This window comes from Mycobacterium sp. SA01 (genome assembly GCF_041287105.1).
GTDB lineage: Bacteria > Actinomycetota > Actinomycetes > Mycobacteriales > Mycobacteriaceae > Mycobacterium.
Genome location: NZ_JBGGNO010000014.1, coordinates 280225 through 299583, shown reverse-complemented (window position 1 = coordinate 299583; position 19359 = coordinate 280225). Strand labels below are relative to the sequence as shown.

Annotated in this window: 20 protein-coding genes; 14 read left to right on the top strand and 6 right to left on the bottom strand. The window is 70.4% G+C overall.

The genetic code is table 11. The features are described from left to right. Positions 1 to 4: 4 nt before the first annotated feature. Positions 5 to 826 carry an orotidine-5'-phosphate decarboxylase gene (gene pyrF / locus AB4879_RS05930; protein WP_370506833.1) on the top strand — a complete coding sequence of 274 codons (822 nt, stop codon included), beginning with the start codon at positions 5 to 7 and terminating at the stop codon, positions 824 to 826. On the opposite strand, the gene AB4879_RS05925 is transcribed toward pyrF, so the two are convergent. After that, positions 823 to 1266 (bottom strand): hypothetical protein, encoded by a 444-nt coding sequence (locus AB4879_RS05925; protein WP_102807948.1) that lies wholly within the window; start codon positions 1264 to 1266, stop codon positions 823 to 825. The two genes, pyrF and AB4879_RS05925, sit on opposite strands and share 4 nt — an antisense overlap. A gap of 469 nt (positions 1267 to 1735) precedes the next feature. Here AB4879_RS05925 and mihF point away from each other — a divergent pair, with 469 nt between their 5' ends. The 5 genes from mihF to metK all read left to right on the top strand — a co-directional run bounded on the left by mihF (position 1736) and on the right by metK (position 5658). Then, positions 1736 to 2059, top strand: coding sequence for an integration host factor, actinobacterial type (gene mihF, locus AB4879_RS05920; protein ID WP_036338016.1), 324 nt, complete (start codon positions 1736 to 1738; stop codon positions 2057 to 2059). Positions 2060 to 2066: 7 nt separating this feature from the next. Then, positions 2067 to 2684 (top strand): guanylate kinase, encoded by a 618-nt coding sequence (gmk, locus tag AB4879_RS05915; protein WP_370506832.1) that lies wholly within the window; start codon positions 2067 to 2069, stop codon positions 2682 to 2684. A gap of 81 nt (positions 2685 to 2765) precedes the next feature. Beyond that, positions 2766 to 3068 carry a DNA-directed RNA polymerase subunit omega gene (gene rpoZ / locus AB4879_RS05910; protein ID WP_036338010.1) on the top strand — a complete coding sequence of 101 codons (303 nt, stop codon included), beginning with the start codon at positions 2766 to 2768 and terminating at the stop codon, positions 3066 to 3068. Positions 3069 to 3089: 21 nt separating this feature from the next. Next, positions 3090 to 4334, top strand: coding sequence for a bifunctional phosphopantothenoylcysteine decarboxylase/phosphopantothenate--cysteine ligase CoaBC (coaBC, locus tag AB4879_RS05905; protein WP_370506831.1), 1245 nt, complete (start codon positions 3090 to 3092; stop codon positions 4332 to 4334). Positions 4335 to 4449: 115 nt separating this feature from the next. Further along, positions 4450 to 5658: a methionine adenosyltransferase gene (gene metK, locus AB4879_RS05900; protein WP_083122934.1), complete on the top strand. Its 1209-nt coding sequence runs from the start codon at positions 4450 to 4452 to the stop codon at positions 5656 to 5658. 11 nt (positions 5659 to 5669) lie between these two features. Here the strand turns inward: metK and AB4879_RS05895 are convergent, their stop codons facing one another. The 4 genes from AB4879_RS05895 to AB4879_RS05880 all read right to left on the bottom strand — a co-directional run bounded on the left by AB4879_RS05895 (position 5670) and on the right by AB4879_RS05880 (position 9562). Further along, positions 5670 to 6413, bottom strand: coding sequence for a 3-oxoacyl-ACP reductase family protein (locus AB4879_RS05895; RefSeq protein ID WP_370506830.1), 744 nt, complete (start codon positions 6411 to 6413; stop codon positions 5670 to 5672). Positions 6414 to 6480: 67 nt separating this feature from the next. Continuing rightward, positions 6481 to 8073 (bottom strand): adenylate/guanylate cyclase domain-containing protein, encoded by a 1593-nt coding sequence (locus tag AB4879_RS05890; protein WP_370506829.1) that lies wholly within the window; start codon positions 8071 to 8073, stop codon positions 6481 to 6483. Positions 8074 to 8134: 61 nt separating this feature from the next. Beyond that, the gene (locus tag AB4879_RS05885; RefSeq protein ID WP_036337995.1) at positions 8135 to 8530 is read right to left on the bottom strand and encodes a hemophore-related protein; all 396 of its coding nucleotides are present in this window, start codon (positions 8528 to 8530) and stop codon (positions 8135 to 8137) included. Between the two features lie 93 nt (positions 8531 to 8623). Continuing rightward, on the bottom strand, positions 8624 to 9562 hold the full coding sequence (locus AB4879_RS05880) for an alpha/beta hydrolase (protein ID WP_370506828.1): 939 nt from the start codon (positions 9560 to 9562) through the stop codon (positions 8624 to 8626). Between AB4879_RS05880 and AB4879_RS05875 the strand changes: the two genes are divergently transcribed. From AB4879_RS05875 to ribD, 8 genes are read left to right on the top strand one after another with little or no spacing between them, the layout of a single operon-like run. Further along, positions 9561 to 10280: a lysoplasmalogenase gene (locus tag AB4879_RS05875; RefSeq protein WP_370506930.1), complete on the top strand. Its 720-nt coding sequence runs from the start codon at positions 9561 to 9563 to the stop codon at positions 10278 to 10280. The two genes, AB4879_RS05880 and AB4879_RS05875, sit on opposite strands and share 2 nt — an antisense overlap. A 32-nt stretch (positions 10281 to 10312) precedes the next feature. Further along, the gene (locus AB4879_RS05870; RefSeq protein WP_370506827.1) at positions 10313 to 12310 is read left to right on the top strand and encodes a primosomal protein N'; all 1998 of its coding nucleotides are present in this window, start codon (positions 10313 to 10315) and stop codon (positions 12308 to 12310) included. A gap of 25 nt (positions 12311 to 12335) precedes the next feature. Beyond that, a complete protein-coding gene (locus AB4879_RS05865) occupies positions 12336 to 14141 on the top strand; it encodes a DUF2207 domain-containing protein (protein ID WP_370506826.1) in 1806 nt (601 codons plus the stop codon). Continuing rightward, entirely contained in the window at positions 14135 to 14671 is a 537-nt protein-coding gene (locus AB4879_RS05860; protein ID WP_102807956.1) for a LemA family protein, read from the top strand. The genes AB4879_RS05865 and AB4879_RS05860 overlap by 7 nt, the downstream gene beginning before the upstream one ends. Before the next feature lie 4 nt (positions 14672 to 14675). Beyond that, complete coding sequence (gene fmt / locus AB4879_RS05855) at positions 14676 to 15605, top strand: methionyl-tRNA formyltransferase (protein WP_370506825.1); 930 nt, start codon at positions 14676 to 14678, stop codon at positions 15603 to 15605. Beyond that, positions 15602 to 17095 (top strand): RsmB/NOP family class I SAM-dependent RNA methyltransferase, encoded by a 1494-nt coding sequence (locus tag AB4879_RS05850; RefSeq protein WP_370506824.1) that lies wholly within the window; start codon positions 15602 to 15604, stop codon positions 17093 to 17095. The genes fmt and AB4879_RS05850 overlap by 4 nt, the downstream gene beginning before the upstream one ends. Then, a complete protein-coding gene (gene rpe, locus AB4879_RS05845; protein WP_199189917.1) occupies positions 17095 to 17778 on the top strand; it encodes a ribulose-phosphate 3-epimerase in 684 nt (227 codons plus the stop codon). Before AB4879_RS05850 ends, rpe begins: the two co-directional genes overlap by 1 nt. Beyond that, the gene (ribD, locus tag AB4879_RS05840) at positions 17775 to 18794 is read left to right on the top strand and encodes a bifunctional diaminohydroxyphosphoribosylaminopyrimidine deaminase/5-amino-6-(5-phosphoribosylamino)uracil reductase RibD (protein ID WP_102807958.1); all 1020 of its coding nucleotides are present in this window, start codon (positions 17775 to 17777) and stop codon (positions 18792 to 18794) included. Before rpe ends, ribD begins: the two co-directional genes overlap by 4 nt. On the opposite strand, the gene AB4879_RS05835 is transcribed toward ribD, so the two are convergent. Beyond that, positions 18791 to 19345, bottom strand: coding sequence for a type 1 glutamine amidotransferase domain-containing protein (locus AB4879_RS05835; RefSeq protein WP_370506823.1), 555 nt, complete (start codon positions 19343 to 19345; stop codon positions 18791 to 18793). The genes ribD and AB4879_RS05835 overlap by 4 nt on opposite strands. Positions 19346 to 19359 lie beyond the last annotated feature (14 nt).

Here is a 19359-nt window from a genome sequence, read left to right as displayed (position 1 = left end):
GCCGATGACCGAGACCTTCGGCGTCCGGCTGGCCGCGGCGATCGCCGAGCGCGGTCCGCTGTGCCTGGGCATCGACCCGCACCCGGAGCTGCTGCGCGCCTGGGATCTGCCGGTCAGCGCCGACGGCCTGGCCCGGTTCAGCGAGATCTGCGTGCAGGCCTATGCCGGATTCGCGATCGTCAAACCACAGGTGGCGTTCTTCGAGGCTTACGGCTCAGCGGGTTTCGCGGTCCTCGAGACCACGATCGCCGCGCTGCGGGACGCAGGTGTGCTGGTGCTCGCCGACGCCAAGCGCGGCGACATCGGGTCGACGATGGCGGCGTACGCGCAGGCCTGGGCCGGCGACGGTCCGCTGGCCGCCGACGCGGTCACCGCCTCGCCCTACCTCGGGTTCGGTTCGCTGCACCCGCTTTTGGAGCTGGCCGCGACCAACGGCCGCGGCGTGTTCGTGCTCGCCGCGACGTCCAACCCCGAAGGCGCTTCGGTGCAGCGCGCCATGACTGGGCAGCGCACCGTCGCGCAGGCGATCGTCGACGATGCGGCCGCCATCAACCGGGCCGACCAGCCGCAACTGGGCTCGGTCGGCGTCGTGGTCGGCGCCACGCTGGATGTGGTGCCCGACCTCAGTGGGCTCGGCGGGCCGGTGCTGGTGCCCGGCGTCGGCGCCCAGGGCGGACGCCCCGAGACCCTCGGCGGTCTCGGGGGCGCCCTACCCGGGCAGGTGCTGCCCGCGGTGAGCCGGGAGGTCCTGCGCGCCGGACCGGACGTCGCCGCGATTCGGGCGGCGGCCGACCAGCTGCGTGACCAGGTGGCGTATCTGGCCTAGAGCGGGATCCACACCCCGAACAGCCAGAATCCCCAGGCCTGGTAGCCCCGGTCGAACACCGGGCTGACCCAGTTGCCGTTGTAATTGAACGGCTGATGATCCCACCGGCCCTGGTCGATCCCGCGCCAGCCGAGGTCGCGCGGCGGCGGGCCGGGCCGCCAGCCGCGGTCGTCGTCGCCGCGCCATTGCGGGCCGCCAGGCCCGCTACCAGGGCCGCCACGCCAGTCCGCCGGGCCGGGGCCGCGGCGATCGCCTCCGGGGCCGTCAGGGCCGCGCTGGCCGGGTCCTTGGCAGCCCTGGAAACCGCACTGGCCTGGTCCTTGGCCTGGTCCGGGGCCCGGACCGGGATCGGCCAGCGCCGGCGCCGCTCCCACCGTGAGCCCCGCGATGGTGATCCCAACTGCCAGTGCGGCAGCCCGGGTGGAATGTGTGATGGACATGGCACGCCCCTTCGAGGGTCGAATTTCTTGCTGAACACCCCGACATCCACCACGTTAGGTAGCTGGGCTATGCAAAATCTTTCGCTCAGCTATGTGTGCGGTAAGCGCGCGGACGGGTGCGTCTCGACACGCCCGACACGCCGCGACCTGCCTGTGAGGTGAAATTCGGACCCGGCTCACCCCGTCGGACGGGTGTCCGGTCTACGGCGAACCACCGGTTAGTGGAGAACATGCAGGTCGCAGCGCATTTTCCGGCCTGATCGCGAAGATCGGCGCGCCGCCGCGCAGCGGGCGGACGGCTGTCCCGACAGCTGTCCGAACAAGGTGATCTTGTGCCATATCCTGCGGCTTTGCACCGGTAATCAGGGGGTGGGGTTAGATTTCGTCAGAGAGCGTGGGTACGGTCGGCGTCGCTGGCTGAAGTACCCGGCCCAGGCAAAACAATGATGGTGATGAGACGGAGGAACCCGTGGCCCTTCCCCAGTTGACCGACGAGCAGCGTGCAGCCGCGTTGGAGAAGGCTGCTGCCGCGCGTCGCGCACGAGCTGAGCTCAAGGATCGGCTCAAGCGTGGTGGCACCAACCTCAAGCAGGTGCTCAAGGACGCTGAGACCGACGAGGTCCTCGGCAAGATGAAGGTTTCCGCACTGCTGGAAGCCCTGCCCAAGGTGGGCAAGGTCAAGGCGCAGGAAATCATGACCGAGCTCGAGATCGCCCCGACCCGCCGCCTGCGCGGACTCGGCGATCGGCAGCGCAAGGCACTGCTGGAAAAGTTCGACTTCACCGCTGACTAGTCAGTCGGTGAATGCCGGCGGAGGGCCGGACAGCGCGGGCGCTACGCCCGACCACCGCGGCCGTGGCCGAGTGGTGGTGCTGTCCGGGCCATCCGGGGTGGGGAAGTCGACGATCGTCCGTTGCCTGCGTGAGCAGGTACCCGACCTGCACTTCAGCGTGTCGGCCACCACCCGCGCCCGGCGCCCGGGTGAGGTGGACGGGGTCGACTACCACTTCGTCACCCCCGCACGTTTTCAGCAGCTGATCGACGACGGTGAGCTGCTCGAATGGGCAGAGATCCACAATGGTCTGCAACGGTCCGGCACGCTGGCCGCTCCGGTGGCCGAGGCCGCCGCGACCGGTCACCCGGTTCTGATCGAGGTCGACCTGGCCGGTGCCGAGGCCGTCAAACGGGCGATGCCGGAGGCGCTGACCGTGTTCCTGGCGCCGCCCAGCTGGGAGGCCCTCGAACAGCGATTGGCCGGTCGGGGTACCGAAACCCAGGAGCACGTGGAGCGTCGGCTGGCCACCGCCCGGGCCGAGCTCGCAGCTCAGGGCCGGTTCGACGTGGTTGTGGTGAACAGCCAATTGGAGTCGGCCTGCGCTGAATTGGTATCCTTGCTGGTGGGCCGCGACGATTCGTGACAATCCCGCCCCCGCAGCCGGCGTGAGACACCGCCTCACCAGACCGAGTCAGACCCACAATCCGCCAGGAAGAAGTTCTACGTGACGCAAGCCAGCACGGATCACTACGATCCGGCCCCGGGTGCCGCAACCGCCTATGACACACCGTTGGGCATCACCAACCCGCCCATCGACGAGTTGCTGGACCGGGTGTCGAGCAAGTACGCGCTGGTGATCTATGCGGCCAAGCGTGCCCGGCAGATCAACGACTACTACAACCAGCTCGGCGACGGCATCCTCGAATACGTCGGCCCGCTGGTCGAGCCCGGCCTCCAGGAGAAGCCGCTGTCGATCTCGATGCGCGAGATCCACGGCGATCTGCTCGAGCACACCGAAGGCGAGTAGCCCAGCAGCCCGGGCCAGTTGATGAACCGCAAGCGGATCATCGTCGGCGTCGCCGGAGGCATCGCCGCATACAAGGCGTGTTCGGTCGTCCGCCAGCTCAGCGAGGCCGGTCACGACGTCCGCGTCATCCCGACCGAATCAGCCTTGCGGTTCGTCGGCGCCGCCACGTTCGAGGCCCTGTCCGGGCATCCGGTTCACACCGGCGTCTTCGAAGACGTCGACGAAGTTCCGCACGTCCGGCTTGGGCAGGAAGCCGACCTCGTCGTCGTCGCACCGGCCACCGCCGACCTGCTGGCCCGCGCCGTCGCCGGCCGCGCCGACGACCTGCTTACCGCGACGCTGCTCACGGCTCGCTGCCCGGTGCTGTTCGCGCCGGCCATGCACACCGAGATGTGGCTGCATCCGGCCACCGTCGCCAATGTGGAGACGCTGCGCCGCCGCGGGTCGGTGGTGCTGGAACCGGCATCCGGGCGACTCACCGGCGCCGACACCGGCCCCGGGCGGCTGCCCGAGCCGGAGGAGATCACCACGTTCGCCGAACTTCTGCTGGCCCGCGCCGATGCGATGCCCTTCGACCTCAGCGGTGTCAAACTCCTGGTGAGTGCGGGTGGCACCCGCGAAGCGATCGACCCGGTCCGCTTCATCGGCAACCGCAGCTCCGGCAAGCAGGGGTACGCCGTGGCCAGGGTCGCCGCCCAGCGCGGTGCCGACGTCACGCTGATCGCCGGCAACACCGCCGGGCTCGCCGACCCCGCCGGCGTACACGTCCTGCACATCACGTCCGCCGCGCAGCTGCACGAGGCCGTCACCAAGCACGCGCCGGACGCCCACGTTCTCGTGATGGCCGCCGCCGTCGCCGACTTCCGGCCCGCCCACGTGGAGGCCAGCAAGATCAAGAAGAAGCCCGATGTGGTGGATGCGCCCGCTATCGAGTTGGTGCGGACCGACGACGTGCTGGCCGGGGCGGTGCGTCAGCGCACCGACGGGCAGCTGCCCAACATGCGGGCCATCGTCGGCTTCGCCGCCGAAACCGGCGACAGAGAAGGTGATGTGCTGTTCCACGCCCGCGCCAAGCTGTCCCGCAAAGGCTGCGATCTGCTCGTCGTCAACGCGGTCGGTGAGGGGCGGGCATTCGAGGTGGACAACAACGATGGATGGTTGTTGAGCGCCGACGGCACCGAGTTTGCGTTGGAACACGGGTCGAAGACGCTGATGGCAAGCCGTATCGTGGACGCGATCGCGATGCTCCTGCGGCGCGAGGCCTAGCTTCGCAAGATAACGAAATGTGCGCATAAGCCTTGCGCGGGACGTACCGTGCCGGTTTGGTCTGTCAGGGGCGAATATATGATTCGCCGAACTAAGTTCTTGAAAGGAAAACACTGTGAGCACAGGTCGGCTGTTTACCAGCGAGTCGGTCACCGAAGGACACCCCGACAAGATCTGTGACGCCATCAGCGACTCGATTCTCGACTCGCTGCTTGCCGCGGACCCGAAGTCCCGCGTCGCGGTGGAGACCGCTGTCACCACCGGCCAGGTGCACGTCATCGGCGAGGTGACCACGTCGGCCAAGGAAGCGTTCGCCGACATCAACGACACCGTGCGCAAGCGCATTCTGGACATCGGCTACGACTCCTCGGAGAAGGGCTTCGACGGCGAGACCGCCGGCGTCAACATCGGCATCGGCCGGCAGTCACCCGACATCGCCCAGGGCGTGGACACCGCTCACGAGACCCGCGTCGAGGGGGCCGGCGACCCGCTGGATCTGCAGGGCGCGGGCGACCAGGGGCTGATGTTCGGCTACGCCATCAAGGACACCCCGGAGCTCATGCCGCTGCCGATCGCGCTGGCGCACCGGCTGGCCCGCCGGTTGACCGAGGTACGAAAGAGCGGCGTGCTGGACTACCTGCGCCCGGACGGCAAGACCCAGGTCACCGTGCAGTACGAGGGCACCACCCCGGTGCGACTGGACACCGTCGTGCTCTCCACGCAGCACGCCGCAGGCATCGACCTGGAGAACACCTTGGCCCCGGACATCCGGGAGAAGGTGGTCAACACCGTGCTGGCCGATCTCGGCCACGACACCATGGACACCTCGGACTTCCGGCTGCTGGTGAATCCGACCGGAAAGTTCGTGCTGGGCGGCCCGATGGGTGACGCCGGCCTGACCGGCCGCAAGATCATCGTCGACACCTACGGCGGCTGGGCCCGTCACGGCGGCGGTGCGTTCTCCGGCAAGGACCCGTCAAAGGTGGACCGCTCGGCCGCGTACGCGATGCGCTGGGTGGCCAAGAACGTCGTCGCCGCCGGCCTGGCCGAGCGGGTCGAGGTGCAGGTCGCCTACGCCATCGGCAAGGCCGCCCCGGTCGGTCTGTTCGTCGAGACCTTCGGCTCCGAGACCGTCGACCCGGCCCGCATCGAGAAGGCCATCACCGCGGTGTTCGACCTGCGCCCGGGCGCCATCGTGCGCGACCTGGACCTGCTGCGCCCGATCTACGCGCCGACCGCCGCCTACGGCCACTTCGGCCGCACCGACATCGACCTGCCGTGGGAGCGGCTGGACAAGGTCGACGACCTGAAGAACTCGGTCTAGCCGCCTGCGCGCTAGATGACGAACCCGCCGTCGACGTTCCACGTGGTGCCGGTGACGTAGCCGGCCTCCGGCGACGCCAGATAGGCGACCGCACTGGCGATATCGCGGGGCTGCCCGTAGCGCCCGACGGCGATGAAGGGCCGCACCTGGTCGGAGAATCCGCCGACCTCGGGATTCATGTCGGTGGCCACCGGTCCGGGCTGGATGGTGTTGATCGTGATACCGCGCGGCCCGAGCTCGCGTACCAATCCGCGGCTGAGGCCCGCGACGGCCGCCTTCGTCAGCGCGTACACCGCCAGTCCGTTCATCGGCACCCGGTCGGCGTTGACGCTGCCGATGGTGATGATCCGCCCGCCCTCGCCCAGATGCGGGACCGCCCGCTGGATCGCCGCGTAGACACCGCGCACGTTGACCGCGAGCAACCGGTCGAACTCCTCGAGCGGAAAGTCCTCGATCAGGCCGGCGGAGGCGATACCGGCGTTGTTGACCAGGATGTCCAGCCCGCCAAGGGCCGCGACGGTTTCGTCGACCGCGGCGGTGACGGCGGCCGGGTCGGCGCTGTCGGCCTGGATCGCGACGACCTTGCCCCCCTCGGCGACCAGTTCGTCAGCCAGGGCCTGAGCGGTCTGGGCCGACGATTGGTAGGTGAACGCCACCGCGGCGCCGTCGGCGACCAGGCGCCGCACGATCTCGGCGCCGATGCCGCGCGAGCCGCCGGTGACCAGTGCGCGCCGGCCGGCCAGGGATGTGGTCATGGGGTTCCTCCGTTACGTCGTCCAGCTGTTGGAATGCCAAACCAGAACAAGTAGCGCAGGCCCGAGATCATTCCGCAGGGGCAGCCAACCGGGTCGGCGACGATCGGCCGCGCAGCACCACCTCGTCGCCCAGAGTCCAGAAGCGTTGTTCGGCGGGGTCGGCGGCGTCCAGGGCAGCAGCCGACGCCAGCACGCCGGCGCCGGTCTTCTTGGCCATCTCGCACAGCCGGGAGGCCTCGTGCACGGGGTCGCCGATCACGGTGTACTCGAAACGGTGGTGGGACCCGATGTTGCCGGCCACCACGATGCCGGCGGCAACTCCGATGCCCACCGAGATGTCCGGCACGTCGCGGCGCAGGCGATCGGCGATCGCCCGGGCGGCGGCCAGCGCGTTGGTCTCGGGGTGGTCCTGCGCGACCGGTGCGCCGAACACCGCCAGTGCGCCGTCGCCTTCGAATTTGTTGATCAGCCCGCCGCAGCGCTCGACCTCGTCGACCACCACGCCGAAGAATTCGTTGAGCAACTCGACGACCTGGACCGGCGGCCGGCTGCCCACCACCTGAGTCGATCCGACGATGTCGACGAATAACACCGCGGCCGAACACTCTTCGCCGCCGAGGTTGATGTTGCGCTTTTCGGCGGCCAGTGCGACATCGCGCCCGACGTGGCGGCCGAACAGATCCCGGACCCGGTCGCGCTCGCGTAGTCCCTCGACCATCCGGTTGAAGCCGCGCTGCAGTTCACCGAGTTCGGTGCCGTCGAACACCACCACGTGGGTGTCGAGATCCCCGTCCTCGACCCGCTGCATCGCCGCGCGCACGACCTGAACCGGCGTGGCGATCAACCAGGAGGCGATCAGGATCAGGATGAAGCCGAAAATCGCTGCGGCACCGGCCAAGAGCAACACCGCCACCGACAGCTGGGTCACCGTCATGTTGCGCAGTGTCAGGGTGAAGCCCGCGGCAAGCGCAATCCCGATGACGGGCACGCAGGACCCCAGCACCCACGCCATGATCGTGCGGCCCAGCACTCCAGGGCCGCCACGGTGCTCGGGTGTGCCGGTCTCGAGCGCTTGAGCCGCGACCGGACGCAAGGCGAATTCGGTGAAGAAATAACAGCTCGCCGACACCACGATCCCGCTGAACGTGATCCCGAACAGCATCTTGGGGATGTATCCGGTGTCGACCATGCCGTACAGAGTGGTCAGCAGGGCCGCGCCAACACCCCAGAGCACCAACGGGATAACGGTCAGCTGCCAGGGGGCGCGGAAGGTGTTGCGCTGATCGCGCGCGGTGGGCGAGCGATCCTCGATCGACCACCGCAATGCGTCGAGGACGCGGCGGGTGGCCCACACCCAGCCGACGATCACCGCGACGACCACGTAGGCGGGAGCCACCACGGTCGTGATCACGTGGGCGCGGCCGGCGAAAATGTTGGGCACCGGGATGGCGACCGTGATCACCGACATCGCGACGGCGACGCCGATGAGGTTGGCCACCACCACGAAGACCGTGAGGATCACCTGGATCCGGATGCGCCGGCGGCGCTGGCTTTCCGAGACCCGTCCGAGCAGCCACGAGCCGTACTCCGGGGTGGCCTGGGCCTGGGTGCTCTGTTGGGTGAGCCACTCCAGGACGCGGTGAGTTCGTTGGACCGGCATCAAACAGTCAGCCCGGCCGTCGAGTGATAACGGCCGGGCTGTACTGGTGAGGCGGAGTTGATCAGCCGACGAACTGGTCGAACGCCCACTGATACTGCGGCGGGATGACCTGGACGCCGCACTGCTTCTGCAGCGTGCCCAGCGGAGCCAGCAGTGCGGTGAACTCCTGATACTCCTGCGGGTTCGACTGGGCGTAGGCCTGCAGGGTGGCGGAGGCCTGAGCGCGCGGTTGCAGGGCCGCGGTCATCAGCATCCGCTGCCCGTCCGGGTGCGTGTTGAGGTAGCCCTGGATCGCGCCCTGAGACTGGGCGACCTGGGCATCGACGGCGGGCTTGCTGCAGTCCGGCGCCGCGACGGCGGCCGGAGCGGCGATGACGGCGGATGCCAGACCGACCGCGACGGCGCCGAGACAGATGCCGAGCGTGCGCCGGGTGCCGGCGGCTTCAGCAATGTTCATGGGGTAGATCCTCCCGATTGTGGCGATTGGTGCCATTGTGGCCTGTCCGGACGGTCCCGACAAGGTTGCTGCTAGCCGTGCGTTTTCGTCCGCTCAGGCGTGCAACGCTGCGCGCAGAGCGGCTAATCCACGGTCGGCCGCCTCAGTGGCGGCCGGCACCACCCCGGCGTAACCGAGGTAGCCGTGCACCAATGTGTCGGCCAAATGCAGCTCGACCGTTACACCCGCGGCCGCCAACAACTCGGCGTAGCGGGCGCCGTCGTCGCGCAGCGGGTCGTGCCCGGCGACGGCGACGTAGGCCGGGGGTAGACCGGAGAGGTCGGCGGCGCGGCCCGGCGCCAGGGCGGCCGGCGGGTCGGTCAGGTCGACGTGGCCGGCATACCACCTGGTGAACGCCTCGATCGCGGCATTGTCGAGAACCGGTGCGCCGGCGTTCTCGGTGAACGACGGCAGCGAGTTGTCCCACATTGTCGACGGGTACCAGAGCAGCTGGAACGCGATCGGCGGGCCGCCGTTGTCCCGGGCCAGCTGCGCCACGACCGCCGACAGCGTGCCGCCCGCCGAGTCGCCGGCCACCGCGAGCCGCGAGCCGTCCGCGCCGAAGCGATCGGCGTTGTCGGCCACCCATCGGGTGGCGGCCCAAACGTCGTCGACCGCGGCCGGGTAGGGATGCTCCGGGGCCAGTCGATAGTCGACCGACACCACCAGGGTGCCCGCGGCGACGGCGTGTTCGCGGGCCGTGCCGTCGTGGGTGTCCAGGTCACCGACGGCGAAACCGCCGCCATGGAAGTACATGGTGACGGGAGGGCGCGCGACACCGTCGGGCCAGTAGACCCGGACCGGAATCGGGCCTGCCGGCCCATCGATCTGGTGATTCTCCACCCGCAGGTCCGGGTGCACCGGGCGGCGCGGGAGATCGCGCAGTCGGCGACGCGCCTCGTCGATGCCGCCGTCGACGGTCAACTGAAAGGGCACCGCGTCCAGTACCTTCTGCAGGATGGCATCGACCGGCGGTTTGTCCGAGCTGGGCATGAAATCACCGTACTTACGCACCCTGACAACCTGGTGGGCAGCCGGTGCCGCGGTCGCGATCGGCTACGGCGTCTTCCTGGCCGTCGAGGCGCTCCGACTGCCCGACAACGCCGAACTCACCGGCCGGTTCCCCGGCCAGCCCGCGGTCAAGGCGCTGATGGCCGTGCTGCTGGCGGTGGCCGCGCTGTGGCATCCGATCGTCCGGGAGCGGCGCTGGCTGCTGGCGGCCCTTCTGTTCTCGGCTGGCGGTGACTTCTTCCTGGCGATGCCGTGGTGGCAGCCGTCGTTCGTGCTGGGCCTCGGCTCGTTCCTGGTGGCCCACCTTTGTTTCCTGGGTGCGCTGCTGCCGCTGCGGGGTTCCAGCCGGCCGCGCACGGTCGTGTGCGCCGTCGTGGTCATCGCCTGCGTGAGTTTGCTGATCTGGTTCTGGCCGAGCCTGGTGGCCGATGGGCTGACCATGCCTGTCCTCGTCTATATGGCGGTGTTGGCCGCGATGGTGTGTTCGGCGTTGTTGGCCCGGCTCCCCACGGTGTGGACGGCGCTGGGGGCGGTGTGTTTCGCGGTGTCCGACGGGATGATCGGCATCGGCCGCTTCGTGCTGGACTCCAACGCACTGGAGGTCCCGATCTGGTGGGTGTACGCGACATCAATGGTGCTGATCACCGCGGGCTTGTTCTTCGGCCGGGCGGGGGCTGACCAAAACGGCGGCGCTGACTAAAAGTCTGTCGGGCCCGTCGTTAGTCTTCGACGATGCCGATCCGGCGGGCCGCCGAGCACGAACCCATCGCCCGGGTGCTGCCGATGTTGTCGGTTCCGCACCTGGACCGTGAGTTCGACTACCTGGTGTCGGCCGAACAATCCGACGATGCCCAGCCCGGGGTGCGGGTGCGGGTCCGCTTCCACGGCCGGCTGGTCGACGCCTTCGTGCTCGAGCGCCGGTCCGACACCGACCACGTCGGCCAATTGGGCTGGCTGGACCGGGTGATCTCGGCCGAGCCGGTGCTCACCCCGGAGGTGCGCAGGCTCGTCGACGCCGTCGCCGCCCGTTACGCCGGCACCCGCCCGGACGTACTGCGGCTGGCCATTCCGCCGCGCCACGCCCGCGCCGAGAAGATGCAGGCCGAGGCGCCGCTGCTGCCCGTCGTCGAGCCGGTCGACCCGGCCGGCTGGGCCCGCTACAGCCGCGGAGACCAGTTCCTGACCGCCCTGAGCGAAGGCCGGGCCGCCCGCGCGGTGTGGCAGGCGCTGCCCGGCGAGCAGTGGTGCGACCGGATCGCCGAGGCCGCCGCGGCGGCGGTCGGTGGGGGCTACGGCGTGCTGGCCGTGGTTCCCGACCAGCGCGACATCGACGCGCTGTGGCAGGCCGCCACCGCCCGGATCGACCCGGCGGCCGTCGTCGCGCTGTCGGCGGGCCTCGGGCCGTCGGCGCGCTACCGGCGCTGGCTGTCGGCGCTGCGGGGGCAGGCCCGCCTGGTCATCGGCACCCGCAGCGCGGTGTTCGCCCCCGTCGAACGCCTCGGTCTGGTGATCGTCTGGGACGACGGCGACGACACCCTGGCCGAACCGCGCGCCCCGTATCCGCACGCCCGCGAGGTGGCGATGCTGCGCGCGCATCAGCTGCGCTGCGCGGCGGTGATCGGCGGTTACGCCCGCACCGCCGAGGCGCATGCGCTGGTGCGCAGCGGCTGGGCGCACGACCTGGTGGCGGCCCGGCCGCTGGTCCGGGCGGCGGCGCCGCGGGTGGTGGCCCTCGACGACGAGGGTTACGCCGACGAACGCGACCCGGCCGCCCGCTCGGCGCGGCTGCCGTCGCTGGCATTGCGGGCCGCGCGCGGCGCACTGGAACGCGAGGCGCCGGTGCTGATCCAGGTGCCGCGGCGGGGTTACGTCCCGTCGGTGGCGTGCGCCCGGTGCCGGACGATCGCCCGCTGCCGGCACTGCATGGGGCCGCTGTCGCTGTCCGAACGGGATGCCGCCGGAGCGGTGTGCCGCTGGTGTGGGCGGATGGACACCGCGCTGCGCTGCCGGCGCTGCGGCTCGGACGCGATCCGCGCGGTCGTCGTCGGTGCGCGCCGGACCGCCGAGGAGATGGGCCGCGCCTTCCCGGGCACCACGGTGATCACCTCGGCGGGCGACGCCGTGCACACCGAGATCGAGCCGGGGCCCGCCCTCGTCGTCGCCACCCCCGGCGCCGAACCCCGGGTCGAGGGCGGCTACGGCGCCGCGCTGCTGCTGGACAGCTGGGCGCTGCTGGGCCGTCAGGACCTGCGGGCGGCCGAGGACACCCTGCGGCGCTGGATGGCCGCCGCCGCGCAGGTGCGGCCCCGCGGCGACGGCGGGGTGGTGGCGGTGGTCGCCGAATCAGCCATCCCGACCGTGCAGGCGCTGATCAAGTGGGACCCGGTCGGCCACGCTGAGGCCGAGGTGGAGGCCCGCGCCGAGGTCGGGCTGCCGCCGAGCGTGCACATGGCCGCCGTCGACGGTGGCGCGGCCGCCGTCGGTGCGCTGCTCGACCACGCCGAACTGCCCGAAGACGCCGACCAGCTCGGACCCGTCGACCTGCCGCCGGGAGTCCGCCGGCCACCCGCCACCGCGCCCGGTGAACCCGTCATCCGGATGCTCGTGCGGGTCGGCCGGGACGAGGGTCTGGCGTTGGCCGCGTCGCTGCGCAGCGCCATCGCGATCGCCAGCGCCCGGCACGACCACGAAGCAGTCCGGGTACAGATCGATCCCTTGCACATAGGGTGAGACCCGTCGACACGGGGGAGGCGCGATGAAGTGGACCGGTCGGGTCATCTGGGTCTCGATCGCCATGCTGCTCATCGTCATCGGCCTGCTGTGGCCGCTGGTGTTCACCGGCAGCGCGCAGGGTGGCCCGTCGTCGGATCCGGTGGTCATCACCGACTATCGCGCCGAGTTCGTCGTCGATCGCGACGGCCGGCTGGACGCCACCGAGATCATCACCGGTGAGTTCCCCAGCGGACGGCACGGAATCTTCCGGTACTGGGACGTCGCCAACCTCAACAGCCCCAACGTCCGCCAGGAACCGCGGATCACCGAGATCCTTCTCGACGACCAGCCGGTGCCCTTCACGTTGCAGTGGGAGAGCGGAAAACGCTTCCGGGTGGCCAAGATCGGCGATCCGAACAGCTACCTCGACTACGGCACCCACGTCTACCGGATCCGCTACAGCATCGACGGCGTCCTCGACCCGGGCGACACCGGTGCGGACCGCAAGTTCGCGTCGTCGACCGGCGATCCCTCGGCGCAGTCGGCGTTCTTCTGGAACGTCGTCGCCCCGGCGTGGAACAACACCATCGACCACGCCGACATCTCGATCACCCTGCCCGGTGGGGTCAGCGGCGCCCAGTGCTCGGTCGGCTTTCGCCTCGGCCGCGCCTGCGACGACCTGACCGTCAGCGGCGATCGCGTGCACCTGTCGGCGAGCAATCTGGCTCCTCGCACACCGGTCACGGTGCGGGCCGGAGTCGAGGTACCCACCCCGCCCCGTGCCGAGCTGCCCTGGACCTTCGGCTGGGACCCGGTCCTCGGCCGGTCGCTGCCCGCCGCCCTGTGGCTGGTCGGCGCGTCAGTGGCGGCCGGCCTCGGCGCCTTCCTGTGGTGGCGCACGACGGTCGAGCCGCCACCCGGGTTTCCGCTGCAGTACGCGCCGCCGCCCGGCCTGGGACCGGCGCAATGCGAGTACATCCGCACCGAGAAGGTGCCGGCCAACGGTCTGACCGCGACACTGTTCTACCTCGCCGAACGCAAGCTGATCACGCTGCACCAGGTCAGCGGGAAGAAGTGGACCATCACCGGCAGCGCACCGTCGGCTGCGTGGGCCGACGTCGACCCGGTCAGCATCGCCGTCGGCGGGGCGCTCAAGGTGATCGGGCCGGACGCCCGCTTCGACGCCAACGGCACCGTGACCGCGGGCAAGAAGCTGTCCAGCGCCAAGGAGGACATGACCGCGGCGGTCAGGAAATGGGCGTTCGACGGCTTGATGGTCAAGCGCTCCAAGGAGCTCTGGCTGCGGTTCTTCAATTTCCTCGCCCTGGTGCTGGCCGGCTGCGCCTTCATCTGGTCCCCGGCCACCCTGTGGGGGTTGCCGTTCGCGCTGTTCTTCCTGTTCTCGGTCAGGTCCTGGACCGACGGCGTGGGCAGCAGGCGCACCGCCGCGGGGCGCGAACTGTGGTCGCAGGTCGGCGGTTTCCATCGGATGCTGGCCACCGACTCGGCCGAGTCGCGCTTCGACTTCGCCGCCCGCAAGGACCTCTACACCGCCTACATCCCGTTCGCCGTGGCCGGCGGGGTGGCCGCGCTGTGGGCACGCAAGTACCAGACCGCGACCGGACAAGTCGATCCGCAGCCCGACTGGTATCACTCGTCGTCGGGCACCGGTTGGCATACCGCGACCAGCGGGGGTGCTAGTTTCGACAGCTTCGAGTCGGCGTTGTCGTCGTCGATCGGCGCCTACACCGCCTCGCAGTCCTCGTCGTCGTCCAGCAGTGGCGGCGGTGGGGGCGGTGGCGGCGGAGGCGGCGGCGGTGGTGGCGGGGGAGGAGGCGGATCGTGGTGAGCTTCGTGCTGATCGTGGTGCTGGTGCTCGCGGTCCTGGTGCTGATCGGATTTGTGCTGGGCTACAACAAAGTTCGCGCCGCCGACGTCCGGGTCGACGAAGCGCTGGGCGGCATCGACGTTCAGCTCACCCGGCGGGCGTCGCTGATCCCCAGCCTGGTGCAGACCGTCCAGAGCTTCGCAGCGCACGAGAAGGCCATCCTGGACCACGTCGCCGACGCGCAGACCGCGCTGGCTGCTGCAACCACGGGGAAGTCTGTGGCGCAACGGAGTTCGGCCGAAAAGGAATTCGACAGCGCGGTCGGTCAGGTGCTGGCGCTGGGCCAGACCTACCCGCAACTGAATTCCTCGAACAACTTCCTCAACCTGCAGCAGAACCTCGCCGACACCGAGGACAAGCTGGCGTTCGCCCGGCAGTACTACAACGACGCGGTGGCGACGGTGAACCGGCTGATCACCACGATTCCGACGATGTTCGTGGCGCCGATGGCCGGGGTCTCGCAGCGCGAGTTCTACCAGGTGCCAAAGTAGAGGCATGCGAATCGTTTTCGCCGGCACACCAGAACCGGCCCTGCCGTCGCTGCAGCGGCTGATCGACTCACCGCGCCACGACGTGATCGCGGTGCTCACCCGTCCGGACGCGGCCGCCGGACGCCGCGGCAAACCCGCGCCGTCACCGGTTGCCCGCCTCGCGGGCGAGGCGGGGATCCCGGTGCTGCGCCCGGCGCGGCCGAACTCGCCGGAGTTCGTCGCCGAGCTGGCCGAGCTGGCTCCGGAGTGCTGCGCGGTGGTGGCCTACGGCGCGCTGCTGTCCGAGGCGTTGCTCGCCGTACCCCCGCACGGCTGGATCAACCTGCACTTCTCGCTGCTGCCCGCCTGGCGCGGCGCGGCGCCCGTGCAGGCCGCGATTGCGGCCGGCGACTCCGTCACCGGCGCAACGACTTTCCTGATCGAACCGAGTCTGGACTCCGGACCGGTCTACGGCGTGGTCACCGAGACCGTGCGACCTGCCGACACCTCCGGTGATCTGCTGGACCGGCTGGCCGTCTCCGGTGCCGGCCTGCTGGAGGCGACGCTGGACGGCATCGGCGACGGAACCCTGACGCCGGTGCCGCAACCCGCCGACGGGGTCAGCGTCGCGCCGAAGATCACCGTCGAGCAGGCGCGGATCTCCTGGGACCTGCCCGCTCACGTCGTCGACCGCCGGATCCGCGCGGTCACCCCCAATCCCGGTGCGTGGACGATGATCGGCAACCTGCGGGTCAAGGTCGGCCCGGTCAGCGTCGACGAGGCGGCGCCGGCGTTGGCGCCGGGGGAGATGACCGTGGATAGGTCCGGGGTCCGGGTGGGTACCGGGTCGCAGCCGGTACTCCTCGGTCAGGTGCAGCCACCCGGCAAGAAGCTCATGAACGCGGCGGATTGGGCCCGCGGTGCCCGGCTCGACGAGACGGTGCGGGCATCATGACGGAGCGACCGCAGCGGCCAGGACGCGGCAAACCGCAGGGCGGCAAGCGTTTTCAAAATGGCTCCGGCCAGAAGCGGGACCGCACCGGGGCACCGCCCGGACGGGATCGCACCCAGCAACGCCCGCCGCGCAGGCCGCGGCGCACCCCGCTGGACCCGGCCCGTCAGGCGGCCTTCGACGTGCTGCGCGCGGTATCGGAGCGGGACGCCTACGCGAACCTGGTGTTGCCGTCGATGCTGGCCGAGCGCGGCATCCACGGCCGCGACGCGGCATTCGCCACCGAACTCGCCTACGGCACCTGCCGCACCATGGGTCTGCTGGACGCCGTGATCGCGGCCGCCGCCGGCCGCCCCATCGAGCAGATCGACCCGGTGCTGCTGGACCTGCTGCGCCTGGGCAGCTATCAGCTGCTGCGCACCAACGTCGCCGAACATGCCGCGGTATCCACCACCGTCGAGCAGGCCGGCATCGAATTCGACAGTGTCCGAGCAGGTTTCGTCAACGGCGTATTGCGCACGATCTCCGGGCGCGACGAGGCCGGCTGGGTGGCCGAACTGGCCCCGGCCAAGGACACCGACCCGGTCGGCCACCTGGCGTTCGTCAACGCCCATCCACGCTGGATCGCCCAGTCGTTCGCCGATGCGCTCGGCGCCCACGCGGGCGAGCTGGACGCCGCCCTGGCCGCCGACAACGCCCGCCCCGGCGTGCACCTGGCCGCACGCCCCGGTGTGCTGACCGCCGACGAGCTGGCCACCGCGGTCGACGGGACGGTGGGCCGCTACTCGCCGTACGCGGTGTACCTCGGCAGCGGTGACCCGGGCCGGCTGGCCGCGGTGCGCGAGGACAAGGCGCTGGTGCAGGACGAGGGCAGCCAGCTGGTGGCCCGGGCGCTGACGCTGGCACCGCTGGTCGGCGGCGACGGTGGCCGCTGGCTGGACCTGTGCTCCGGCCCGGGCGGTAAGACCGCGCTGATCGCCGCGATCGCCGCACAGCAGGGTGGCACCGTCACCGCGATCGAGCCGGCCTCGCGCCGGGCCGAGCTGGTCGAGCAGAACACCCGTGGCCTGCCGGTCGAGGTGCTGCGCGTCGACGGCCGCGAGTCGTCGCTGCAGCCCGGCAGTTTCGACCGGGTACTCGTCGACGCGCCCTGCACCGGACTGGGGGCGTTGCGGCGCCGCCCGGAGGCCCGCTGGCGCCGCACCCCGGCCGACGTCCCGGTGCTGGCCAAGCTGCAGCGCGAACTGCTGGCCGCCGCGATCGCCCTGGTCCGCCCCGGCGGCGTGGTGCTCTACGCCACCTGTTCCCCGCACCTGGCCGAGACCGTCGGAGTGGTCTCCGATGCGCTGCGCCGCCATCCCGTCACCGCGCTGGACACCCGCCCGTTGTTCGCCCCGGCCGATCAACTCGGTGACGGCCCGCACGTGCAGCTGTGGCCGCACCGGCACGGCACCGACGCCATGTTCGCGGCCGCTCTGCAGAAGACTGTTTAATGGCTGCCATGCGACCCCTGATCGCCCCGTCGATCCTGTCCGCCGACTTCGCCCGCCTGGCCGAGGAGGCCGCCGCGGTCGAGGGCGCCGACTGGCTGCACGTCGACGTGATGGACGGCCACTTCGTCCCCAACCTCACGTTGGGCCTGCCGGTGGTGGAGAGCCTGCTCAAGGCAACCGACATCCCGATGGACTGCCATCTGATGATCGACGACCCCGACCGCTGGGCGCCCGGCTACGCCGAGGCAGGCGCGTACAACGTGACGTTCCACGCCGAGGCGACCGACAACCCGGTCGCGGTGGCCCGCGACATCCGCGCCGCGGGCGCCAAGGCCGGACTGTCGGTCAAGCCGGGCACCCCGCTGGAGCCGTACCTGGACATCCTGCGCGACTTCGACACGCTGCTGGTGATGTCGGTCGAGCCGGGCTTCGGCGGCCAGAGCTTCATCGCCGAGGTGCTGTCCAAGGTCGCGACCGCCCGCCGGCTGGTCGACTCGGGCGATCTGACGATCCTGGTGGAGATCGATGGCGGCATCAACGCGGACACCATCGAGCAGGCCGCCGAGGCCGGCGTCGACTGCTTCGTCGCCGGCTCGGCGGTCTACGGGGCCGGTGACCCGGCCGCGGCGGTCGAGGCGCTGCGCAGGCAGGCCGCCTCCGCGTCGCAGCATCTGCGCATATGACGGCACCCACGCCGGCGGAGGTCGACGCCGCGATGCGGCTGGGCATCGACCGGGCGCAGCGGGTCAAAGGCTCGACATACCCGAATCCGCCTGTGGGAGCGGTCATTCTGAGTGCGGAGGGCGAAGTCGTCGGCGTCGGTGGCACTGCGCCCACCGGCGGCCCGCATGCCGAGGTGATGGCACTGAGGGAGGCGGGGGAGCGGGCGGCCGGCGGTATCGCCGTCGTCACGCTAGAACCGTGCAACCACCATGGGCGCACCCCGCCGTGCGTCGATGCCCTGATCCAGGCCCGGGTGGCGTCCGTGGTGTACGCCGTCGCCGATCCCAATCCGGTGGCGTCCGGGGGTGCTGATCGCCTGCGCGCCGCCGGAATCGACGTTGTCGCCGGAGTGTGCGCCGAGGAGGTGGCCGCCGGTCCGCTGCGCGAGTGGCTGCACAAGCAGCGGGCCGGACGCCCGCACGTCACCTGGAAATTCGCCACCAGTGTCGACGGCCGCAGCGCGGCCGCGGACGGATCCTCGCAGTGGATAACCAGTGCGGCCGCCCGCGCCGACCTGCACATCCGCCGCGCCGCATGCGATGCGATCGTCGTCGGCACCGGCACGGTGGACATCGACGACCCGACGCTGACGGCCCGGTTGCCCGGCGGCGGGCTTGCCGAGCGACAGCCACTGCGTGTGGTGGTCGGCATGCGGGAGATCTCGCCGGAAGCCAATGTGCTCAATGAGGATTCGCACACGATGGTGATCCGCACCCACGATCCGCACGAGGTGATCCAGGCGTTGTCCGATCGCACCGATGTGCTGCTCGAGGGCGGGCCGACCCTGGCCGGCGCGTTCCTGCGGGCCGGTGTCATCGACCGAATCCTGGCGTACGTCGGGCCGATCCTGCTCGGCGGTCCGGTCACCGCCGTCGACGACGTCGGCGTGCCCAGCATTGCGCGGGCGTTGCGCTGGCGCTACGACGGCGTCGACCGGATCGGGCCGGACCTGCTGCTGAGCCTGGTGCCCGGCTAGCCGGCGAACGTTTCGACCAGTTGTCCGCAGAACGCGGGCAGATCGTCGGGCTTGCGGCTGGAGATCAGGGTGTTCGGGCCGCCGGTGCACACCACGACCTCCTGGTCGACCCACTCGGCCCCGGCGTTGCGCAGATCGGTCTGCACGCTGGGCCACGAGGTGATCTGACGGCCCTCGACCACATCGGCCTCGATCAGGGTCCACGGCCCGTGGCAGATCACGCCGACCGGCTTGCCCGCGTCGAAGAAGCCCTTGATGAAGTCGACCGCCGACGAGTTGGTGCGCAGCAGATCGGGGTTGGCCACCCCGCCGGGCAGCACCAGACCGTCGTAGTCGGACGCCGAGACGGCGTCGGCCGCCTTGTCTGCCTCGAAGGTGTCGGCCGGGGTGAGGTGGTTGAACGCCTGGACCTTGCCGACCTCGGTCGATACCAGCTCCGGGGTGCCGCCGGCCTTCTCGACGGCTTCCCACGGCTTGGTCAACTCGACCTGCTCGGTGCCCTCGGGGGCGACCAGGAATGCGATCTTCTTGCCAGAGAGTTCGTTGCTCATGACCAGTCGGGTAC